The 19119-nt window shown below is 64.7% G+C and carries 23 protein-coding genes; 7 read left to right on the forward strand and 16 right to left on the reverse strand.

Going from position 1 to position 19119, the window contains the following annotated elements; all coding sequences use genetic code 11:
• Position 1: 1 nt before the first annotated feature.
• Positions 2–625 carry a GNAT family N-acetyltransferase gene (locus tag ACFMPD_RS00230; RefSeq protein ID WP_380990255.1) on the forward strand — a complete coding sequence of 208 codons (624 nt, stop codon included), beginning with the start codon at positions 2–4 and terminating at the stop codon, positions 623–625.
• A 51-nt stretch (positions 626–676) separates the two neighbouring features.
• Here ACFMPD_RS00230 and ACFMPD_RS00235 read toward each other — a convergent pair whose 3' ends face one another.
• Positions 677–1162, reverse strand: a complete 486-nt coding sequence (locus ACFMPD_RS00235) for an RNA pyrophosphohydrolase (protein ID WP_380990257.1) — start codon at positions 1160–1162, stop codon at positions 677–679.
• Between the two features lie 126 nt (positions 1163–1288).
• Between ACFMPD_RS00235 and ACFMPD_RS00240 the strand changes: the two genes are divergently transcribed.
• Complete coding sequence (locus ACFMPD_RS00240) at positions 1289–3316, forward strand: FAD-dependent oxidoreductase (protein ID WP_380990259.1); 2028 nt, start codon at positions 1289–1291, stop codon at positions 3314–3316.
• 59 nt (positions 3317–3375) lie between these two features.
• On the opposite strand, the gene ACFMPD_RS00245 is transcribed toward ACFMPD_RS00240, so the two are convergent.
• Both ACFMPD_RS00245 and ACFMPD_RS00250 read right to left on the reverse strand, forming a co-directional pair.
• Complete coding sequence (locus tag ACFMPD_RS00245) at positions 3376–3720, reverse strand: antibiotic biosynthesis monooxygenase family protein (protein ID WP_380990262.1); 345 nt, start codon at positions 3718–3720, stop codon at positions 3376–3378.
• 58 nt (positions 3721–3778) lie between these two features.
• A complete protein-coding gene (locus ACFMPD_RS00250; protein ID WP_380990265.1) occupies positions 3779–4219 on the reverse strand; it encodes a DUF4399 domain-containing protein in 441 nt (146 codons plus the stop codon).
• Positions 4220–4444: 225 nt separating this feature from the next.
• Between ACFMPD_RS00250 and ACFMPD_RS00255 the strand changes: the two genes are divergently transcribed.
• Entirely contained in the window at positions 4445–5350 is a 906-nt protein-coding gene (locus ACFMPD_RS00255) for a LysR family transcriptional regulator (RefSeq protein WP_380990268.1), read from the forward strand.
• A gap of 22 nt (positions 5351–5372) precedes the next feature.
• On the opposite strand, the gene ACFMPD_RS00260 is transcribed toward ACFMPD_RS00255, so the two are convergent.
• The 4 genes from ACFMPD_RS00260 to ACFMPD_RS00275 are packed head-to-tail and all read right to left on the reverse strand — an operon-like array spanning position 5373 to position 8328.
• Complete coding sequence (locus tag ACFMPD_RS00260; protein WP_380990271.1) at positions 5373–6302, reverse strand: OmpA family protein; 930 nt, start codon at positions 6300–6302, stop codon at positions 5373–5375.
• Positions 6299–6832 (reverse strand): peroxidase-related enzyme, encoded by a 534-nt coding sequence (locus tag ACFMPD_RS00265; protein ID WP_380991075.1) that lies wholly within the window; start codon positions 6830–6832, stop codon positions 6299–6301. Before ACFMPD_RS00265 ends, ACFMPD_RS00260 begins: the two co-directional genes overlap by 4 nt.
• A gap of 45 nt (positions 6833–6877) precedes the next feature.
• The gene (locus ACFMPD_RS00270) at positions 6878–7609 is read right to left on the reverse strand and encodes a GNAT family N-acetyltransferase (RefSeq protein WP_380990274.1); all 732 of its coding nucleotides are present in this window, start codon (positions 7607–7609) and stop codon (positions 6878–6880) included.
• Positions 7606–8328 (reverse strand): competence/damage-inducible protein A, encoded by a 723-nt coding sequence (locus tag ACFMPD_RS00275; protein WP_380990277.1) that lies wholly within the window; start codon positions 8326–8328, stop codon positions 7606–7608. Before ACFMPD_RS00275 ends, ACFMPD_RS00270 begins: the two co-directional genes overlap by 4 nt.
• 48 nt (positions 8329–8376) lie before the next feature.
• On the opposite strand from ACFMPD_RS00275, the gene sfsA reads away from it, so the two are divergent.
• Positions 8377–9081, forward strand: a complete 705-nt coding sequence (gene sfsA, locus ACFMPD_RS00280) for a DNA/RNA nuclease SfsA (RefSeq protein ID WP_380990280.1) — start codon at positions 8377–8379, stop codon at positions 9079–9081.
• A gap of 45 nt (positions 9082–9126) precedes the next feature.
• A complete protein-coding gene (map, locus tag ACFMPD_RS00285) occupies positions 9127–9960 on the forward strand; it encodes a type I methionyl aminopeptidase (protein WP_380990282.1) in 834 nt (277 codons plus the stop codon).
• Here map and ACFMPD_RS00290 read toward each other — a convergent pair.
• The 3 genes from ACFMPD_RS00290 to ACFMPD_RS00300 form a co-directional block, all read right to left on the reverse strand.
• Positions 9951–10154, reverse strand: coding sequence for a hypothetical protein (locus tag ACFMPD_RS00290; RefSeq protein WP_380990285.1), 204 nt, complete (start codon positions 10152–10154; stop codon positions 9951–9953). The two genes, map and ACFMPD_RS00290, sit on opposite strands and share 10 nt — an antisense overlap.
• A gap of 69 nt (positions 10155–10223) precedes the next feature.
• Positions 10224–10784: a 16S rRNA (guanine(966)-N(2))-methyltransferase RsmD gene (rsmD, locus tag ACFMPD_RS00295; RefSeq protein ID WP_380990288.1), complete on the reverse strand. Its 561-nt coding sequence runs from the start codon at positions 10782–10784 to the stop codon at positions 10224–10226.
• Positions 10781–11992 carry an NAD(P)/FAD-dependent oxidoreductase gene (locus ACFMPD_RS00300; RefSeq protein WP_380990291.1) on the reverse strand — a complete coding sequence of 404 codons (1212 nt, stop codon included), beginning with the start codon at positions 11990–11992 and terminating at the stop codon, positions 10781–10783. The genes rsmD and ACFMPD_RS00300 overlap by 4 nt, the downstream gene beginning before the upstream one ends.
• A 93-nt stretch (positions 11993–12085) precedes the next feature.
• On the opposite strand from ACFMPD_RS00300, the gene ACFMPD_RS00305 reads away from it, so the two are divergent.
• Together ACFMPD_RS00305 and ACFMPD_RS00310 are read left to right on the forward strand one after the other, a co-directional pair.
• Entirely contained in the window at positions 12086–12574 is a 489-nt protein-coding gene (locus ACFMPD_RS00305; RefSeq protein WP_380990294.1) for a peroxiredoxin, read from the forward strand.
• Between the two features lie 166 nt (positions 12575–12740).
• Positions 12741–13049 carry a hypothetical protein gene (locus ACFMPD_RS00310; RefSeq protein WP_380990297.1) on the forward strand — a complete coding sequence of 103 codons (309 nt, stop codon included), beginning with the start codon at positions 12741–12743 and terminating at the stop codon, positions 13047–13049.
• A 26-nt stretch (positions 13050–13075) separates the two neighbouring features.
• On the opposite strand, the gene ACFMPD_RS00315 is transcribed toward ACFMPD_RS00310, so the two are convergent.
• From ACFMPD_RS00315 to ACFMPD_RS00340, 6 genes are all read right to left on the reverse strand, one after another.
• Positions 13076–13372 (reverse strand): 4a-hydroxytetrahydrobiopterin dehydratase, encoded by a 297-nt coding sequence (locus ACFMPD_RS00315; protein WP_380990300.1) that lies wholly within the window; start codon positions 13370–13372, stop codon positions 13076–13078.
• Positions 13369–14556 carry a GNAT family N-acetyltransferase gene (locus ACFMPD_RS00320; protein ID WP_380990302.1) on the reverse strand — a complete coding sequence of 396 codons (1188 nt, stop codon included), beginning with the start codon at positions 14554–14556 and terminating at the stop codon, positions 13369–13371. Before ACFMPD_RS00320 ends, ACFMPD_RS00315 begins: the two co-directional genes overlap by 4 nt.
• 46 nt (positions 14557–14602) lie before the next feature.
• Positions 14603–15373: a glycerophosphodiester phosphodiesterase family protein gene (locus ACFMPD_RS00325; protein WP_380990305.1), complete on the reverse strand. Its 771-nt coding sequence runs from the start codon at positions 15371–15373 to the stop codon at positions 14603–14605.
• Positions 15370–15828, reverse strand: a complete 459-nt coding sequence (locus tag ACFMPD_RS00330; protein ID WP_380990308.1) for a RidA family protein — start codon at positions 15826–15828, stop codon at positions 15370–15372. The genes ACFMPD_RS00325 and ACFMPD_RS00330 overlap by 4 nt, the downstream gene beginning before the upstream one ends.
• 72 nt (positions 15829–15900) lie before the next feature.
• Complete coding sequence (locus ACFMPD_RS00335; protein WP_380990310.1) at positions 15901–17202, reverse strand: HlyD family type I secretion periplasmic adaptor subunit; 1302 nt, start codon at positions 17200–17202, stop codon at positions 15901–15903.
• Positions 17199–18923: a type I secretion system permease/ATPase gene (locus tag ACFMPD_RS00340; protein WP_380990313.1), complete on the reverse strand. Its 1725-nt coding sequence runs from the start codon at positions 18921–18923 to the stop codon at positions 17199–17201. The genes ACFMPD_RS00335 and ACFMPD_RS00340 overlap by 4 nt, the downstream gene beginning before the upstream one ends.
• Positions 18924–19119 lie beyond the last annotated feature (196 nt).

Consider the following 19119-nt stretch of genomic DNA (forward strand, 5'->3'; position numbering starts at 1 on the left):
GATGGCGTTGAGCGACGGGTTCCACGAGATTCCGCCCGGAAAGGTCGCCGCCGTGGTCACGCATCTGGAGATGCGCGCGCAGGTGGACAGCCGCCCGGTAACCGCGCCAAAGGGCATCACCCTGCAGCGGATCGGGCGGCCGGACCCCGCATGGTATCGTGATCTGTTCTGCCGGGTCGGCGGTCAGGACTGGCTGTGGTTCTCGCGGCTGAACATGGATGACGCCGAGCTGTGCGCCATCCTGCATGACCCGGATGTCGAGGTCTATGGCCTGATGATCAGCGACTATACGTCAAACCTGATGGACGGGCACGCGGCCGGGTTGCTGGAGCTGGATTTTCGCGATCCGGACACCTGTGAACTGGCGTTTTTCGGAGTGACCCCGAACCTGATCGGCGCCGGTGCCGGACGACTGATGATGAACCATGCGATCGAACGCGCCTGGTCGCGTCCGATCAGCCGGTTCCAGGTGCATACCTGTACACTGGACAGCCCCGCCGCCCTGCCGTTTTACCGCCGCAGCGGCTTTGTTCCGGTCCGTCAGCAGATCGAAATCGCCGACGATCCGCGCCTGGCCGGAAAACTGCCCCGCGAAGCCGGACCCCACGTGCCGATTTTCGACTGATCGCAACCGCCGGTCCTGCCGTGCCTTCGGACCAAGCGATCCGGCCCGCAGCTAGGTCAGATGTGCCTGAAATTCTGCCAGCACCCGTTCATAGACCGCGCGCTTGAACGGCACGATCTTTTCCACCAACTGGTCGACCGGCTGCCAGCGCCAGGTGGTGAATTCCGGATGCTCGGTCTGGATGTCGACCTGATCGTCGGTCCCCAGAAACCGCATCAGAAACCATTTCTGTTCCTGCCCGCGATAGCGCCCTTTCCAGATATGCGGCACGATGTCATGCGGCAGATCGTAGGGCAGCCATCCCTGGGTTTCCGCCAGGATGCGCACCAGATCGGCGGTGACGCCGGTTTCCTCGCGCAGCTCGCGCAGCGCCGCGTCGCGCGGCTCTTCGCCCTTGTCGACACCGCCCTGCGGCATCTGCCAGGCCTCGGCATGGCGATCATTGCGCTGGCCGACGAAAACGTCCCCGGCGGCGTTCATCAACATCACACCGACGCAGGGGCGATAGGGCAATCTGGCGATCTCGTCCGGGGTCATGGTCTGGCTCCTGTTGCGACGGGTTCTGTCTAGCAAGGCTGGTCGTGCGCGCAAGGGTGTGACGCCGCGTTCGGGGTGACAAGCGCCGCCGCTGCGCCCATGTTGCGGGCAACACAGGAGGTTGTCATGGCTGAATACCCGCATCTGCTGACCCCGCTGGATCTTGGCTTTGTCACGCTGAAGAACCGGGTTCTGATGGGCTCGATGCACACCGGGCTCGAGGAAACCAAGGACTGGAACCGGGTCGCCGAATTCTATGCCGAACGCGCCCGCGGCGATGTCGGCCTGATGGTCACGGGCGGCATCGGCCCCAATCTCGAAGGTTCGGTCCTGCCCGGCGCGTCGATGATGACGACGCAGGCGGACATCGACAACCACAGCGTCATCACCGACCGCGTGCATGATGCGGGCGGCAAGATCTGCATGCAGATCCTGCATGCCGGGCGCTATGCCTACGGGCCGAAATGCGTCGCGCCCAGCGCCATCAAGTCGCCGATCTCGCCCTTTGCCCCGACCGAGCTGGACGAGGACGGCATCGAAAAGCAGATCGCCGACATCGCCGAAGCCGCCCGCAAGGCGCGCCAGGCGGGCTATGACGGGGTCGAGATCATGGGTTCGGAAGGGTATTTTCTGAATCAGTTCCTGGTCACCCACACCAACAAGCGCAGCGACCGCTGGGGCGGGTCCTATGAGAATCGCATGCGCCTGCCGATCGAGGTTGTGCGCCGCACCCGGCAGGTCTGCGGCGAGGATTTCATCATCATTTACCGCCTGTCGATGATCGATCTGGTGCCCAATGGCTCGACCCATGACGAGGTGGTGCAACTGGCCCGCGAAATCGAAAAAGCCGGCGCCACGATCCTGAATACCGGCATCGGCTGGCACGAGGCGCGCATCCCCACCATCGCCACCTCGGTGCCGCGCGCGGCCTTTGCCTGGGTTACGAAAAAGCTGATGGGCAAGGTCGGCATTCCGATCATCACGTCTAACCGGATAAATACACCCGAGGTCGCCGAAGAAGTCCTGGCAACCGGCTGCGCCGACATGGTGTCGATGGCCCGCCCGATGCTGGCGGACGCGGATTTCGTCGCCAAGGCAGCGGCGGGCAAGGGCGACCAGATCGCCCCCTGCATCGCCTGCAACCAGGCCTGTCTGGATCACACGTTCAACGGCCGCCTGACATCGTGCCTGGTCAATCCTCGGGCCTGTCACGAGACCGAACTGGTGATCGCGCCCGCCGAGACGCCGAAAACCGTCGCCGTGGTGGGTGCTGGCCCGGCCGGTCTGTCCACCGCCCTGACCGCCGCCCAGCGCGGCCATGACGTCACGCTGTTTGACCGCGCCGCCGAGATCGGTGGCCAGTTGAACATGGCCAAACAGATCCCCGGAAAAGAGGAATTCTGGGGTCTGGTCGACTGGTACCGCACTATGATCGCCGAAGCCGGGGTCAGGACCGAGCTGAACCGCGAGGTGACGGCGGACGATCTGGCCGGGTTTGACGAGATCGTCATCGCCACCGGTGTCGTGCCGCGCGATCCGCAGATTCCCGGTCAGGACGGGTCGAATGTCGTCGACTATATCGACGTGCTTCGGCACAAGGCGCCGGTCGGCAAGCGGGTCGCGGTGATCGGCGCCGGCGGCATCGGTTTTGACGTGTCAGAGTTTCTGGCCCACGAGGGCACCAGCCCGACCGAAAGCCTGCCCCTGTGGATGCAGGAATGGGGCGTTGCCGACCCCGAGGACCACCGCAGCGGCCTGGCCCCCGAAGGCCCGCAACCGCATCCCTCGCCCCGCGAGATCACCCTGCTGCAGCGCAAGGCCAGCAAACACGGCAAGGGGTTGGGCAAGACCACCGGCTGGATCCATCGCGCCGCGCTCAAGATGAAGGACGTGAAATTCGTCGGCGGCGTCAATTACGAAGCAGTCGAAAGCGGCGGGCTGCGCGTGTCCTTTGGCGAGGCCCGGGAAAACCCGACCCTGATCCCGGCCGACACCATCGTACTGTGCGCCGGGCAATTGCCGGAACGGTCGCTGGCCGACGCGCTGATCGCCCGGGGTGCCACCCCGCATGTGATCGGCGGTGCCGATGTCGCCGCGGAACTGGACGCCAAACGGGCAATCAACCAGGGCACGCGGCTGGCCGCGGCGCTCTAGCGGCGCACCGGGCGCCGACCCGGTGCCCCTCCCTAACCGGCCGGCGGGCAAGACACCGCTCAGCTGTGTGCGTCGCGGCTGTCGGCGGGGGCCTGGGCTCGGTCCGTCATGCCATAGTCGCGCAGCACATGCGCAACGCGTAGGCGGTAATCGGCGAATACACCCCCGCGCCCCTTGGCCTGGGCGCGGCGATGCGCGACCAGCTTGCGCCAGCGTTCGACGGCGACCTCGTCCCGAAAGAACGAGATCGACAACATCTTGTCCGGATTGGTCAGGCTCTGGAAACGCTCGACCGAAATAAAGCCGTCGATCTGTTCGGCCAGCGGACGCATCTCTGCGGCGATGTCCAGATAGGTCTGTCGCTGCCCGTCGGCGGGTATGACCTCGAAAATGATGGCGATCATGGCAGTCCTCCCTGCGACGATACCGCAAGGGTCGGACAATCGCGCCACCGATGCAAGTTCACTCGACGGTGATGGTGATCACTTCGGACATGACGGGATCGGCATGCGGAACATGACCGGCATCCCCGAGAACCAGTTGCAAGGTATGTGTACCGGCCGGCAACTCCAGCGTCACCTCGGTCTGGCCACCGCCGAAATGGCGGTGATGATCATCCGAGGGCAAGCCGTTGGCCAGTTCCTCGGCGCCGTCCGCGCCCTGGCCCAAAGGCGGGCGGTCGATCAGCAGGTGGTGATGCCCGGTCATGTCCTTTTCGGTTCCCGCGGGCGCCACGCCCATGCCGGACAACCCGAACACTACCGTCACAGGCGAGGCGACAGTGTCGCCATCCTTGAGATTGGCGAAATAGACCCGGGCGTCCGGGCTGGCCGGGGTCGGGCCTTCGGCCAGGGCCGGCAGCCCCAGCAGGGCGACAAGGGCAGCGATCATCAGGGTTTTCATGGCAACTCCTTGGATTTGAACTATCTCCCGAGACTATCGCGTCGCCGCCGGATTGACAGCCCGAACCAGACAATTGTCGGTTGTCCGGCGACAGCGTGTTCGGTCTGCGTTTCCCTGCGCACGACGATCCCCGCCAAAACCGCGATATTATCCCAAGCCTGCCCAGATATCGCCCAGATCTTTGCCGATACCCGAAACAACCGGAGAAACGCCGAGGACACGCCGATGGATCGACTGACTGAAATGGAAGCCTTTGCCAATGTGGTGGATCAGGGCGGATTCACCGATGCCGCAAAAAAGATGGGCATCTCGAAATCGGCCGTGTCCAAACACGTGTCCAGCCTCGAGGCGCGGCTGGGTGCGCGGCTGTTGAACCGTACCACACGCCGGGTCAGCCCGACCGAAATCGGTCTGGCCTATTACGACCGGGCCCGCCGGGTGCTGAACGACGCCGGCGAGGCCGACGCATTGGTAACGTCGATGCAATCGGAGCCCTCGGGCCTTCTCAGAATCAGCGTGGCGACCGACTTTGGCGTCAATCACCTGTCACCGGTCCTGTCCGACTTTCTGGCGGATTTCCCGGAAATCACCGTGAACATGGTGCTGAACAACCGTTATGTCGAACTGATTTCGGAAGGGTTCGATATGGCGGTGCGCATCGGTGATCTCGAAGACAGCACGCTGCGGGCGCGCAAGCTGACCGAGACCACCAAGCGGATGATTGCCGCCCCCGCCTATTTCGAGAAATACGGCCGGCCGCAAAAGATCGACGATCTGAACGAACACAAGCTGCTGCATTACTCCAACCAGCCCAGCGGCAATGTCTGGAAACTGACCGCGCCCTCGGGCGAGAAACGCCAGGTGCGCACCGCCGGCTGGCTCAGCGTCAATGACGGACAATCCCTGCTGAACGCGGCGATCACCGGGCTGGGCATCGCCTATCTGCCCAGCTATCTGTATTCTCAGGCGCTGGCCGACGGTCTGGTCGAAGACGCGATTCCCAGCCTGCCGGTCGAGACCCAGGGAATATACGCGGTCTATCCGCCGGGCCGGTTCACCCAGCCCAAGGTACGCGCCTTTATCGATTTTCTGGTGCATGCCTATGCCGAAAAAGGCCCGTCCAACTGGTAGGACAGCGCCGTCCGGCGTCCTGTCAGCGGTCCGACAACAGGATCGCTTCGACCCGTCGGTTGGCCTCGCGGCCCTCGGGCGTCAGGTTCGAGGCGACCGGCGCCAGATAGCCCATGCCCTCGGCCTCGACACGATCCGGCGCAATGCCGTGAACCTGCAACAGCCGGGCGCGCACCGCCCCGGCCCGGCGGCGCGACAGTTCGATGTTATTTTGCAGTGACCCGGCGCTGTCAGTATGCCCGACCAGGGCGATGCGCTGCCCCGGGTGGGCGCGCAGATAAGCGGCCAGTTGCGCCAGCGAGTCGTGATGGCCCGGTTCAAGCGTTTCGGCGCCCGACGCGAAATCCAGGTTCTTCAGGATCACGTGCCCGTCCTGCGCCAGCCGCGCTGTCAGGCTATTGGCTTCGGGCGCGGGTTCGGCCGGCAGCGCCTGTTGATCGACCTCGACCCGCAGATCCGCAGCACCGGGTGGCGCCACCCGGATGATCTGGATATAGGCGGCATTGCGGCCGCGGCTGACCAGCAGGCTGACCGCCTTGTCCGGTTCGCGCACCGCCGACAGAAACCGATAGTTTCGGATGTCCACATGCATGTCCGGCGCCGGCACGATTTCAGTGCCAAACCGAAAGTCGAACCCGCCGCATTCGCGGTCGCGACACTGGAAGACCAGTGTATAGCCGGCAGCCTGGATCTGGTCGCGCAGCGGCGCCAACAACTGCAGCGTGGTCGCTGCCGTCCCGTCGACGCGCCAGGTCTGTCGGTCGACCGCTCCTTCGATAGTCCGCGCCGGAACCGCCTGCCCGTCAAAGGGCGCGACCGGCAGCGCATAGCTGTCCAGCGGACTGACGCGGCTGCTGACCTGACGCGCTGATGACGGAACCGACAACGGCTGCGCCGAAACAGGCAGGGCCAGGACCACCACGGCAAGGATCAGGACGAAACGGCAGATCATCTGTGTTGCGCGTGATAGGCGTCATTGGGCCGCATCGCGGTGGCGCTGGCGACCCGGTTGCTCATGTTGAAGAACCCGGTGACATTGATGATGTCCCAGATGTCACGATCGCTGAACCCGGCATCGCGCAGCGCCTGCCGGTCGGCTTCTTGGATACTGGCGCTGGCGGTGGTGACCTTTTCGGCGAATTCCAGCATCGCGCGCTGGCGTTCCGTCAACGGCGCGACGCGGTAATTCATCACCAGCATCTCTCCCAGCGCCGGATCACCGGATAACTGCCGCACTGCCGCGCCATGCGCCACCAAACAGTAAAAACAGCGGTTGATCGACGACACCACGACGGCGATCATCTCGCGGTCCAGCTTGGACAACCCGCTGTCGGACAACATCAGGTCATTGTACATGGCGGTGAACGCATCCAGCTTGGCAATGTCAAAAGCATGCGCCCGCAACACGTTCGGCACCAGGCCCAATTTCTCGACACAGATGTCGAAATAGCGTTGTGTTTCCTCGGGCAGGGGATCGGCCATCGGCAGATTCAGGGCGATCGGCGGTTTTGGGGCGGTCACGGGATGTCAGGCTCCGTCTGCGGGATGGCGATAGTGATACTGTCCCACAGGCTGCATACCGAGGGAAGTGTACAGCGCATTGGCCGCGACGTTCTGTTCGGTGCACATGACCGACAGCGTGTCCGCCCCCTGCTGCGCAGCCCAGATGGCGGCACCGCGCATCGTCCAGCGCCCCATGCCGGCGCGGCGCTGATGCGGCAGAATTTCCACCGCATGCACCATTGCCACATTGCCATGCAGCGCGACAAAGGCCGCCCCTGCGGGCTTGTCACGATGCCGGCCCAGCAGACCGGTCTTTGGCTCCTCGGCGCGATACATGATGTCCAGCCGTTCCGGCCCGATGCCGCTGGCGGCCCAGATTTCGCGCATGATTGCCAGCGGCTCCCAGACATTCAGGACGGTGACGCGCGGCAGCGGCACATCGGTCAGTTGCGCCGGTGGACAGGCATAGATGGTCACCGGATCCTTGCGCGCATAGCCGCGCTGCGTCAACTGCCGGTCCAGAGCTTCTTCGCCAGGGCGGATCATGAACAGTGGCATCTGGCCCATGGCCCGCATCGCCGTTTCGGCGGCAGCGATGTCCTGCAGGGATACCTGTGTGTTGCCCTCTGTTACCGTGGCGGCAGAGACCCGGCTGCCGCCGCCGCGACCCTCGCGCAGGGTCCAGACACCGTCACGTCGGGTGCTGAAGGCGGGCCAGGTGGCGTCGATCACCTCCTGCCACTCCAGCGGGCTCACTGCTCAAGCTCCTGCGCCAGTTGGGTGATGGCCGCATCCACCCGCGATCCGTCCTGGCCGCGCACCACAACATTGGCGCCAAAGACCCCGTCACGCTGGAACGGGTAACAGCCGACGGACAGGTCGGAAAACCGCGCCGCGATCTGCGTCAGGGTCTCGGCGATATCGCCCTCGCCGCGAAATACCCGCAAGGTCTGGGACAGCAGCGGCGCGCCCCCGGTCAGCGTCGGCAAGACACTGGCAACCATCGCCTGAAAAACCTGCGGCACCCCGGCCATCACATGCACGTTGCCGATGCTGAACCCCGGCGCCATGGACACGGGATTGTCGATCAGACTCGCCCCATCGGGAATGCGCGCCATGCGCAGCCGCGCCGCGTTCAGCTCCAGCCCGGTCGCGGCGTAATGCGCTTCGAGAATGGCGCGGGCATCGGCGCGTATATCGATCGCCACGCCAAAGGCCTCGGCGATGCAATCGGCGGTAATGTCGTCATGGGTCGGGCCGATGCCGCCACTGGTGAACACCGTGTCATGTGCCGCCGACAGCGCCTTGACCGCGGCAACGATCGCCGTGGGATCATCGCTGACGATGCGCACCTCTTTCAGATCGATGCCATGTTTGGTCAACTCGCCGGCCAGAAAATGCATGTTGGAATCGCGGGTGCGCCCGGACAGGATTTCGTCCCCGATCACCAGCATCGCGGCGGTTGGATTGGCCATGGCATGACTCCCTTGATTGGCGGTCAGCGCAGGTATAGGCCCTCGGCCATGCGCTTTGAAACCCCTCTTGTCCCGGCCCGGCTGATCCGCCGCTATAAACGCTTTCTGGCCGATTGCCGGCTGGCGGACGGGCGCGAAATCACCGCCCATTGCGCCAATCCCGGCTCGATGCTGGGCCTGGCGGAACCGGGGATCAGGGTCTGGCTGGAACCCAATGACGACCCCAAGCGCAAGCTGAAATACGGCTGGCGCCTTGTCGATCACGAAAACGGCCATTTCACCGGGGTCGACACCTCGGTGCCCAACCGCGCCCTGCGCACCGCCCTGCAGGACCGGCGGATCGCCGAACTGGCCGCCTATGGTACCGTCCGCGCCGAAGTGAAATACGGCCAGTCCAGCCGCATCGATTTCCTGCTGTCCGAACCCGGCCGACCGGATGCCTATGTCGAGGTCAAGAGCGTGACGCTGAGCCGGCAGGCCGGGCTGGCCGAGTTTCCCGACTCGGTGACCAAGCGCGGCACCAAACACCTGCAGGAACTGGCGGCCATGGCCCAGGCCGGACATCGCGCCGTGATGCTGTATCTGGTGCAGCGCACCGATTGTACCGAACTGGCGCTTGCCCGCGACATCGATCCAGCCTATGCGGCGGCGTTCGTGGCCGCGCGGGCGCAGGGCGTGCAGACCCTGTGCTACGGCACACGCATTACGCCGGATGGCATCGACCTGGGCGTGCCCCTTCGCGGTCCGGCCTGAGTCCCTCTGGTTCTTTTGCGCCAACCGTACTAAATAGGCGGCAAAATGACGAAGACGGAGCCTGTGGTGAACAACGAAAATCGCGGCCGCATGACCAAGGACGGCATTCGCATCTACGAGGCGTCGGATTTTGCCGGAATGCATGTGGCGGGCGCTCTGGCGGCGCGCATCCTGGATGACATTGCGGCCCATGTCTTTGTCGGTCAGTCCACCGAAGAGATTGACCGTATCATCACCAACATGGTCGAGGCGGCGGGCGCCAAATCGGCCACCATCGGTTACAAGGGGTACAAGCACGCCAGCTGCATCTCGGTCAACCACGTGGTCTGCCACGGCATTCCCGGCCCCAAGACCCTCAAGGATGGCGATATCCTGAACATCGACGTCACCGTCATCGTCGATGGCTGGTTCGGCGATACCAGCCGGATGTATGTCGCTGGCAAGCTGCCGCGCAAGGCCGAACGGCTGATCCAGGTGACGCATGACTCGCTGATGAAGGGGATCGAGGCGGTTCGGCCCGGCAAGACCTTTGGCGATATCGGCCACGCGATCCAGGCCTATGTCGAAGCCCACCGGATGAGCGTCGTGCGCGACTTCTGCGGGCACGGGCTGGGCCGCGTGTTCCACGCGCCGCCAAATGTGCTGCATTACGGTCGCCCCGGCACCGGCGCGATGCTCGAGGAAGGCATGTTCTTTACCATCGAACCGATGGTCAACCTGGGGCGCCCGGAAACCAAGACCCTGGCTGATGACTGGACGGCCGTGACCCGCGACAAGTCGCTGTCCGCCCAGTTCGAACACTCCGTCGGGGTGACGGCGGATGGCTGTGAGATCTTTACCCTGTCGCCCGCCGGACGTTTTCATCCGACCTACGACTGATCGCGATCCAGCTCGGCCTGGGCGCGCAGCAGCGCCAGCAACAGCGTCTCGCCGCGCCAGGGTGTGGCCACATCGTGAATGAACACCGGAGCGCGCCGCGCGGGTTGTGGCGCGGCCCTTCGCGCCTCGTCGCGGTTTCGGGACTGTTGCCAGACCCGGCGCGCCCGTGGCCAAAATGGTACCGCGATATCCATCGCCTGCATCCTAGCACAGATCGGCGCGATCCCCAAAAGCGGCCGCATCTGGACTCGCCGAAAGGAATGTCACCGGACCGCCGCCCGCCGCAGGATCGTCACATGGGTATCGCCGTATTTGCGCTGATCGCAGGGGGCGAACCCGGCCGGGGCGGGCATCGGCGCGCTTTCCTCCCAGACGATCACGGCATCGGGCGCGATCCAGCCCTGCGCGGTCGCCGCATCCAGCGCAACCTGTCCCAGCCCCTTGCCATAGGGCGGGTCGAGAAAGACCAGATCAAACGGGGCATCCGGGTTCTGGCCCAGACGGCGCGCGTCGCGGCGGATCAGCCGGGTCTGTTTGGCGCTGCCGGTGACCTCGACATTGCGGCGGATCAGGCCGGCGGCAACCCGGCCATCATCGACAAAGGTGACATGCGCGGCCCCCCGCGACAGCGCCTCGAGCCCCAGCGCCCCGGTGCCGGCGAAGAGGTCCAGAACCCGCGCATCGGCGATGGCGACGCGGTGCGCCAACACGTTGAACAGGCTTTCGCGCACACGGTCCGAAGTGGGCCGCAGATGTGCTGCGGCATCACCCTTGCCGACCGCGGCCAGCGCCCGGCCGCGAAAACGTCCGGCGATGATCCTCACGCCCGCAACAGCGCCTTGAGATCGGACCCTGGGTCGGCGACCAGATCGGCGGGGGCCGTTTTTCCCGCGTCGATCAGGCGTTTGCCGATCATGTAGGCGCGCGGATCGTTCATCGCGTCCACCGCCAGCAGCCGGTCATTGCCGTAATACCAGAACGACACCGCACCCTTGTCGCCCTGGCGCGTGATCACCCGATCATATCCGGTGTTCAGCCCGGCGATCTGCAGCTTGACGTCATACTGGTCCGACCAGAACCAGGGTTTGGGCACATAGACCTGTTTCGCCCCCAGCATGTTGTCGGCCACGCATTCCGCCTGATCGATGGCATTTGGCACGCTTTCCAGCCGGATCCGGCCGCCCTGATGGGGAAAAGAGGCGCAATCGCCAGCGGCCCAGATCGCCGGGTCCGAGCTGCGCCCGTGCTCGTCGACGGCGATGCCGTTGTCGATCCGCAGGCCGGCCTTTTCCGCCAATTCGGTGGACGGCACGATGCCGACGCCGACCACGACCAGATCGACGTTTAACGTGCTGCCATCGGTCAGCACCGCGCCGCTGACGTGGCCCTTGTCGCCCGTCAGGCGCTGCAGCCCGATCCCCTCGCGGATATCGACGCCGTGGCCCCGGTGCAGGTCGCGGAAATAGTCGCTGGTCTCGCGGCAGGCCACGCGCTGCAGGATGCGGTCCGCCATTTCCACCAGCGTCACCTCGACCCCCAGCTTTCGCGCCACCGCCGCGGCCTCCAGCCCGATATAGCCGCCGCCGACGATCAGCGCCCGCGCCCCCGGTGCCACCGCGGCCGCCATGGCATCGACATCCGCCAGCGTCCGCACCACATGCACCCCGTCCAGATCGCCGCCAATCGTGTCCGGCAGGCGGCGCGGATGCGACCCGGTGGTCAGTGCCAACTGGTCATAGGCGATGCACTCGCCGTCTACCGTCACGGTTTTCGCTGCCGCATCGATATCCGTCACCGTCTGCCCCAGCCGCAGGGTGATGTTCTGTTCGCTATAAAAGCTCTCGGGGCGCAGGAACAGCCGTTCCAGCGCCATCTCGCCCAGCAGATAGGCCTTGCTCAGCGGTGGCCGCTGATAGGGCGGCACCGGTTCGGCCCCGATCAGGGTGATCGCGCCCTCAAACCCCTGCTTGCGCAGCCGGGCCACCATAGAGGCGCCCGCCTGTCCGGCGCCGATTACGACAAATTGGCCCATTCCCGCCCCGTCCCTACTGAAAGCATTGCTCGCATGCGGCTACATCCTATATGCCCGATAAGGGCAAGCACAACTCAACGAGAGGGCCGACACATGACTATTTCGACAGGGGAGAAACTGCCTGAGGCAAACCTGGTGCAGATGGGCGACGACGGCCCTGCGCCGGTGTCGCTGGCGGACAAGACCAAGGGCCGCAAGGTGGTGCTGTTCGCGGTGCCCGGCGCCTTTACCCCGACCTGCCATTCGGCGCATATGCCCAGCTTTATCCGCACCAAGGAACAGTTCCAGGGCAAGGGCGTGGACGAGATCATCTGCGTTTCGGTGAACGATCCCTTCGTGATGCAGGCCTGGGGCGAAGCCACGGGTGCCGACAAGGCCGGCATTACCCTGCTGGCGGATGCCGACAGCAGCTTTACGACCGCCATCGGCATGAATTTCGATGCGCCGCCAGCCGGTTTGCTGGCGCGGTCCAAGCGCTATGCGATGCTGGTCGAGGACGGCACCGTCACCGTGCTGAACGAGGAGGAAGCCCCCGGCGTCTGCGAGGTTTCGGCTGGCGAAAGCCTGTTGTCCGCCATGTAGGGTCCCGCCGGATCATGCAGCCGTGAGCCGGAGTGATCCGGCCGCGGCGTTATTTGTGCGGGCGCGTTTGCGATGCTGGGCGCGCCTGTCCCGAGCCGCACCGACCCGACCCTGTGGTGCGCATTGTCCGAACCGCCGGGACGACCATCAGGAGTTGACCCAGGATATGACCTTGCCCCTATTCCGCCTGCTGCCTGCCGCCCTGCTTGTCGCCGCCTGCAGCGCCCCGGACAATCCCGTGCGCACCGCGCCCGGTGGCACCACGGAAATCGCCTTGCAGGATGGCCGCAACTGCTACAACAACCAATGCCTGCGTTATAGCCGGGCGCAACGGTCGGTCTCGGTCACGAACAAGTACCCGGTGCGCATACCCCGCGACATCGATGTCCGCGACGGCTATGTCACACCGGCGGACTTCGCGGCGATGTTCCAGACAGCCAACATGGCCTATTCGGCCGGCGTCGGCCGGCGCTGACACGGGCCGAAGGGCCCGGCACCGGTTCAGGCGGCCAGACTGTCCATCTTGCGCGCCAGCTTGGCGTCCAGCGCACTCAGCCCGTCGACATCATGGGTGCTGAGCACGACGGTCACGGTCTTGTAGACGTTGCTCCATTCCGGATGGTGATTCCATTTTTCGGCCCAGATTGCCGCCCGCGTCATCCAGCCAAAGGCCTCGACGAAATTGTCGAACTCGAATGTCTTGGTCAGCGCGTCGCGCCCGTCGGTCAGCGCCCAGCCGGTTTTCAGCAATGGATCCAGCAACGGCCCCCTGGCTTCGTCTGACAGTTTTTCGGTCATTCCTGTTCCTCCATTTTTGACTTTTTGAACGGGCCGTATTCGGTCAGCAGCTCGATCTCGTCGGTCACCGCGTCACGTTCGGCCCGCAGATACCGGGCAATCGCGTCGGAAAACCCCTGATCGGCAACCCAATGCAGACTGTGAGTCGGGGTCGGCAGGTAGCCGCGCGCCAGCTTGTGTTCGCCCTGCGCGCCGGCTTCGACCCGCTGCAACCCCAGCGCGATCGCCATGTCGATGGCCTGATAATAGCACAGTTCGAAATGCAGACAGGGGTGATGTTCGACACAACCCCAATACCGCCCGAACAAGGTGTCACGGCCGATCACGTTCAGCGCCCCGGCAACCCAGCGCCCGTCTCGCCGGGCCATGATCAGTGCCAGGTCGCCGCGCAGACTGTCCTGTGCCAGGTCAAAGAACCGCCGCGTCAGATAGGGCGAGCCCCATTTGCGCGCACCGGTGTCTTGGTAAAAGGCCCAGAAGGCCTCCCAATGCTCCGATCGGATGTCGTCGCCCGTCAGCACGTGGATATCGCCGCCAAAGGCCTGGGCGCGGGCACGCTCTTTGCGGATATTCTTGCGCTTGCGGGCGGACAGAGTGGATAGAAAACCATCGAAATCCGCGTAACTCCGGTTGACCCAGTGAAATTGTTGCGTTGTGCGCGCCATCAGGCCCAGCCGCGCCCCGGCCTCGGCCTCGGCCGCAGTGCAAAAGGTGACATGCAGCGACGACAGACCGTTGTCAGTAGCCAGTTGCAGCGCCCCCTGCAACAGCGCCGAACGGGCCAGGTCCTCGATCCCCGCGCGCACCAAAAGGCGCCGCCCGGTGGCCGGCGTAAAGGGCACCGCGATCTGCAGCTTGGGATAATAGCGCCCGCCCGCCCGCTCGTAGGCATGCGCCCAGTTGTGATCAAAGATGTATTCGCCCTGGGAATGCGATTTCAGATACATTGGCGCACACCCGATCATCCGCCCCTCAAGATGGGCGGTCAGGTATTGCGGCTGCCAGCCGGTGCCCGGTCCGACCGACCCGGATTGCTCCAGCGCAGACAGAAAGCGGTATGTGGTAAACGGATCCACCGGCCGGCCGCCCCCCGCCGCTTCCGGACAGGCGCAGGCATCCCAGTCGGCCGCGGCGATCTGTGACAGAGCACCGTTGATCCGTATTTCGATCTGTGCCTGATCCATTCTGCCCCCAATGCCTGATCAGTATCTGTGCCCGGCGGGCACCGGATCAACCCGGCAGTGCGGCCAGATAGCCCTCAAAGGTCACATTGTCCGCGTATCGGCGGGCCTCTGCCTCTTCTTCGGGCGACCGGACAGTCCAGCACAGCACCGGTACGCCCCGCGCCCGCAACTGCGCCACGCGCGGACGTGCCAGATCGGCCCTGTCATGGCTGACAAAGGCCGCCGAGGCGGCCGAGAAATCCGGAATGTCACGCAACCGCTCGCATGTGGCGACGGATAGCGGCCATTCCAGCGGATCAAAACCGCAGGTCACCAGACCGCGCGGCAGGTCCGGGGCAAGTTCGGCCATGGCCATGGTACTGTACGGGTTGAACGACATCACGGCGACATCGCCGCGATATCCGGCCAGCGCCCGCACGGTCGCGGCTTCGAGCAGGCCGATATCGGGTCCCATGTCGCCATCCTGATCCTTGAGTTCGATCAGCAGGGGCACCTGGCCCTGCACCAGGTCGAGAATCTGGGACAGGGTGGGTATGGTTTCACCATCCCCGTGTTTCAAAGCGATCCGCCCGGCCTCGGCGGTACTGCGCTGACGGATCGCGCCGGCCTCGCCGGTCAGCCGGGACAATTCGTAATCGTGGAACACCAGCGCCTCGCCATCGGCCGACAATTGCAGGTCGATCTCGATGCCATACCCCAGGCGGATCGCCTCATTCAGGCCCGCGCGGCTGTTCTCCGGGCGGCCCCGGGCAATGTCGTGCAATCCGCGATGGGTCAGCGGTGTGCGGATAAAGGCTTCGGGCAGCGCCGGGATCATCGGACCTGAAACAGGCCTTCGATCTCGACCGCCACGCCCAGCGGCAGGGCCGCGGCGGACACCGCGGAACGCGCATGCCGCCCGGCATCGCCCAGCGCCTGCACCAGAAAATCTGACGCGCCGTTGATTACCTTTGGCTGGTCGGTAAAATCGTCGGTCGAGTTGACAAAACCCGTCAGCTTGACGACCCGCACCAGCCGGTCCAGATCGCCGTCGCAGGCGTTGCGGACCTGGGCCAGCAGGTTGATGGCACAACACCGCGCCGCCCGGGCGCCGGCCTCGGCATCCATCGTCGCGCCCAGCTTGCCCAGAATCAGGCCGGTCTCGTCGCTGGAAATCTGGCCCGAGACGTGGACGATGTCGCCCATTTTGACAAACGGGACGTAATTGGCCGCCGGCGCCGGGGCGTCGGGCAGGGTCACGCCCAGCTCGGCCAGTCTGTTTTCAATGCTCATGTCTGCATCCCTTTCAAGACCTGGTTTCCGCCGGAACGCTAAACGGGTTGCAGTGCCGCGAAAAGCCCGAAGTCAGGATTCGCGAAAGGCCTTGGTGAAGTAGTCGGCCAGAGGTTTCACGAGATAGGCCAGCGGCGTCCGATCATCGGTGCGGATAAAGGTCTCCACCGGCATGCCGGGAATCAGAACCGTGCCCTCCGGCAGCTTGTCCTGCTCGCCCTCGTTCAGGACGATCTCGGCGCGGTAAAAGGACCCCTGACTGTTGTTATCGTCGAACGCGTCCGCCGAAACCTGTACCACCGTGCCAAAGAGTTCCGGCGTCAGGCGCTGATCCAGCGCCGAAAACCGCAGGGTGACAGGCTGACCGACGCGGATCTTGTCGATATGAATCGGCTCGACCCGCGCGGCGATGACCAGAGGGCGATCCTGGGGCACCAGATACAGCACCGGATCCGCCGGTCGGATGACCGAGCGCGGCGTGTGCACCTGCAAGCCATAGACGATTCCCGATACCGGCGCGGTGATCTCGAGCCGTTCCAGCCGCTCGACCAGCGACCGGCGCTGCTCGGCCAGTTCCAGTTCACGATATTGCAGGTCGCGCAGCCGGGTGATCGCCTCTTCGCGCCGGCGCGTGCCCAGCTTCAGGATCTCGATATCGATCTCGGTGATCCGGCCTTCGGCCTGCGCTTGGCTGGCAATCAGTTCGCCCAAGCGGCCATCCAGATCGGCGGAACTGCGTTCCAGGCTCAGAACCGTGCCGGCCTGCGCCAGGCCCCGGTCCAGCAGCGATGTCTGGTTCGCCAGTTCCTTGGCGATCAGTTCGATCTGGCGGTTCAGCGAGGCCTGCTGCGCCGTGATCCCCTCGATCTGGTTGCGGATCTGGCCGCGCCGCTTCTCCAGCTGCTCGGTTTCCCGCGCCGCCGAATCGGTGCGGGCAGCGAACAGGCGGCGCTGCCCGTCGATCAACCCGTTGACCTCGGGGCGCTTTTCGGCCGCCGCCAGCAGCGCCGGATCAAAGGTTACCGCGTCAGCACCGTCGCGCTCGGCCTCCAGCCGTCCCCGCCGGGCCATCAGTTCGAACAACTGCCCCTCGGCGATCAGCAGTTCCGAGTTCAGCAGGTTGGAATCCAGCCGGATCAACACCGCGCCCAGTTCGACATTGTCGCCCTCGTCGACCAGGATTTCCGCCACGACGCCGCCATCGGGATGCTGCACGACCTGTCGGTTGCGGTCGACCTCGATCCGGCCCGAGGCGATGATTGCGCCGGCGATGTTGGACACAACCGACCAGGTTCCGAAACCGCCCACCAGCACCAGCAGACCGATCAGGCCGAACAGAACCGGCCGGCGTGCAGACCAAACCTCATTGCTCATCTCACGCCCCCCATCGCGGCGGTTTTCTGCAATTGCTCATGGTTGGCGACCATCTCGCGCAGCACCTGATCCTTTGGACCGAATGCCGCGCGGGTGCCTTGGTCCAGAACCAGCAGCGTGTCGCATTCCTGTATCGCCGCGGGCCGATGCGCCATGATCAGCACCGATTTGCCCTCGGCCTTGAGATCGCGGATGGCCGAATTCAGCGCCACCGACCCGTCATTGTCCAAGTTGGAATTCGGCTCATCCAGAATGACGATCACCGGATCGTCATATAGCGCCCGGGCCAGGGCGATGCGCTGCATCTGACCGCCCGACAGGCGCCCGCCGCCCGCTGCAACGCGGGTATCATAGCCATCAGGCAGCTTGACGATCATGTCATGCGCCGCGGCCTTCTTGGCAGCGGCCACGACCTTTTTGCTGTCCGGTTCGCCGCTGAGGCGGGCAATATTAGCGGCAATCGTGCCGTCAAACAGCTGCACCCGCTGCGGCAGATAGCCGATATTCTGCCCCAGCACCTCGGGCGCGTACTGATCCAGCGCCGCCCCATCCAGACGGATCGTGCCGCCGGCCGGACGCCAGACGCCGGTCAGAGCACGGGCCAGGGTCGACTTGCCCGACCCCGAGGGACCGATAACCCCGATCGCTTGTCCCGGCGCGACCTGAAAGCCGAGGGTTCGCAGAGCCGCGCGGGTGTCCCCGGGCGGCACCACGGTCAGCCCCTGAACGTCCAGCTTGGCGGCCGGTTTCGGCAATTCCGTGCGCGCGCTTTCAGGCGGCACCTTTTCCAGCAGATCGGCCAGGCTGTTCCAGCCCTTGGCGGCGCGCTGTACCAGCGCCCATTGTCCGATCGCCATCTCGATCGGCGCCAATGCCCGGCCAAGCAGGATCGACGCGGCGATCATCGCCCCCGCCGTCACCTGGTTCTGCAACACCAGATAGGCCCCCAGACCCAGCATCGCCGATTGCAGGAACAGGCGCAGGGTCTTGGTCAGCGAGGAAAACGTGCCGCCGACATCGTTGGCGTTGATGGATTCGGTCAGCGACGCATCTCGCGCCTGTTTCCAGCGCGCAAAGGCCGCATCGCGCATGCCCATGCTCTGCACCATTTCGGCTTCGGTGCGAATCTCGTCGGACAGCAGACCGGCCCGGTGCGACGCATAGCCGGCCTGCATCTGGGGGCGTCGCGAAAACATCTGGTTCAGAAACGTGATCAGGACCAGGACGGCTCCACCTGCCAGCGCCAGCAGTCCCAACCAGGGATGAAACAACGCAATGCCGGCCAGGAAAACCGGGGTCCAGGGCAGGTCGAACGCTGCCATCAGAACCGGTGAGGCGATCAGGCGCTGCACCGATTCCAGATCGGCCAGGCCGGTCTGCGCCGACGCATCCGGCGCCACCGCCGAGCGCCGCACCATCGCGTCAAACACCCGACGATCCAGCGCCGCCTGGAACCGCGCACCGACCCGGGCCATGATCCGACCGCGGGAATAGTCCAGCAAACCCATGATTCCATACAGAAACGCCACCAGCAGCGACAGCGCGACCAGGGTTTCCTCGGACCGGCTGCCCAGCACCCGGTCATAGACCTGCAGCATGTAGATCGGCCCGGTCAGCATCAGAAGGTTGGCAAAAAAGCTGAAAACCCCCACGACCCAGTACAACGTCCGGCTTTCACGCCTGGCGCTGCGCAGTTCGTCACGGCCCGGTTTGGGTATCATCGTCGCTGGTCCTGTGTTCTCTGCCGCCCGGTGGCGGTCTTCGCGCGTCAATGGCGCAATCACGCGCACCAGAAACTTGCCTGTTCCAAAAGTGCCACATTGCCGTTAAGTGATCCTTCACTAGGTGTGAAGGACGCTTGCTTGACCGGGGCATTGGCAGCACAAGACCGTCGCCCCTTTTACGCATTGGATATGA

It is taken from the genome of Sedimentitalea sediminis, from assembly GCF_042687825.1.
GTDB lineage: Bacteria > Pseudomonadota > Alphaproteobacteria > Rhodobacterales > Rhodobacteraceae > Sedimentitalea.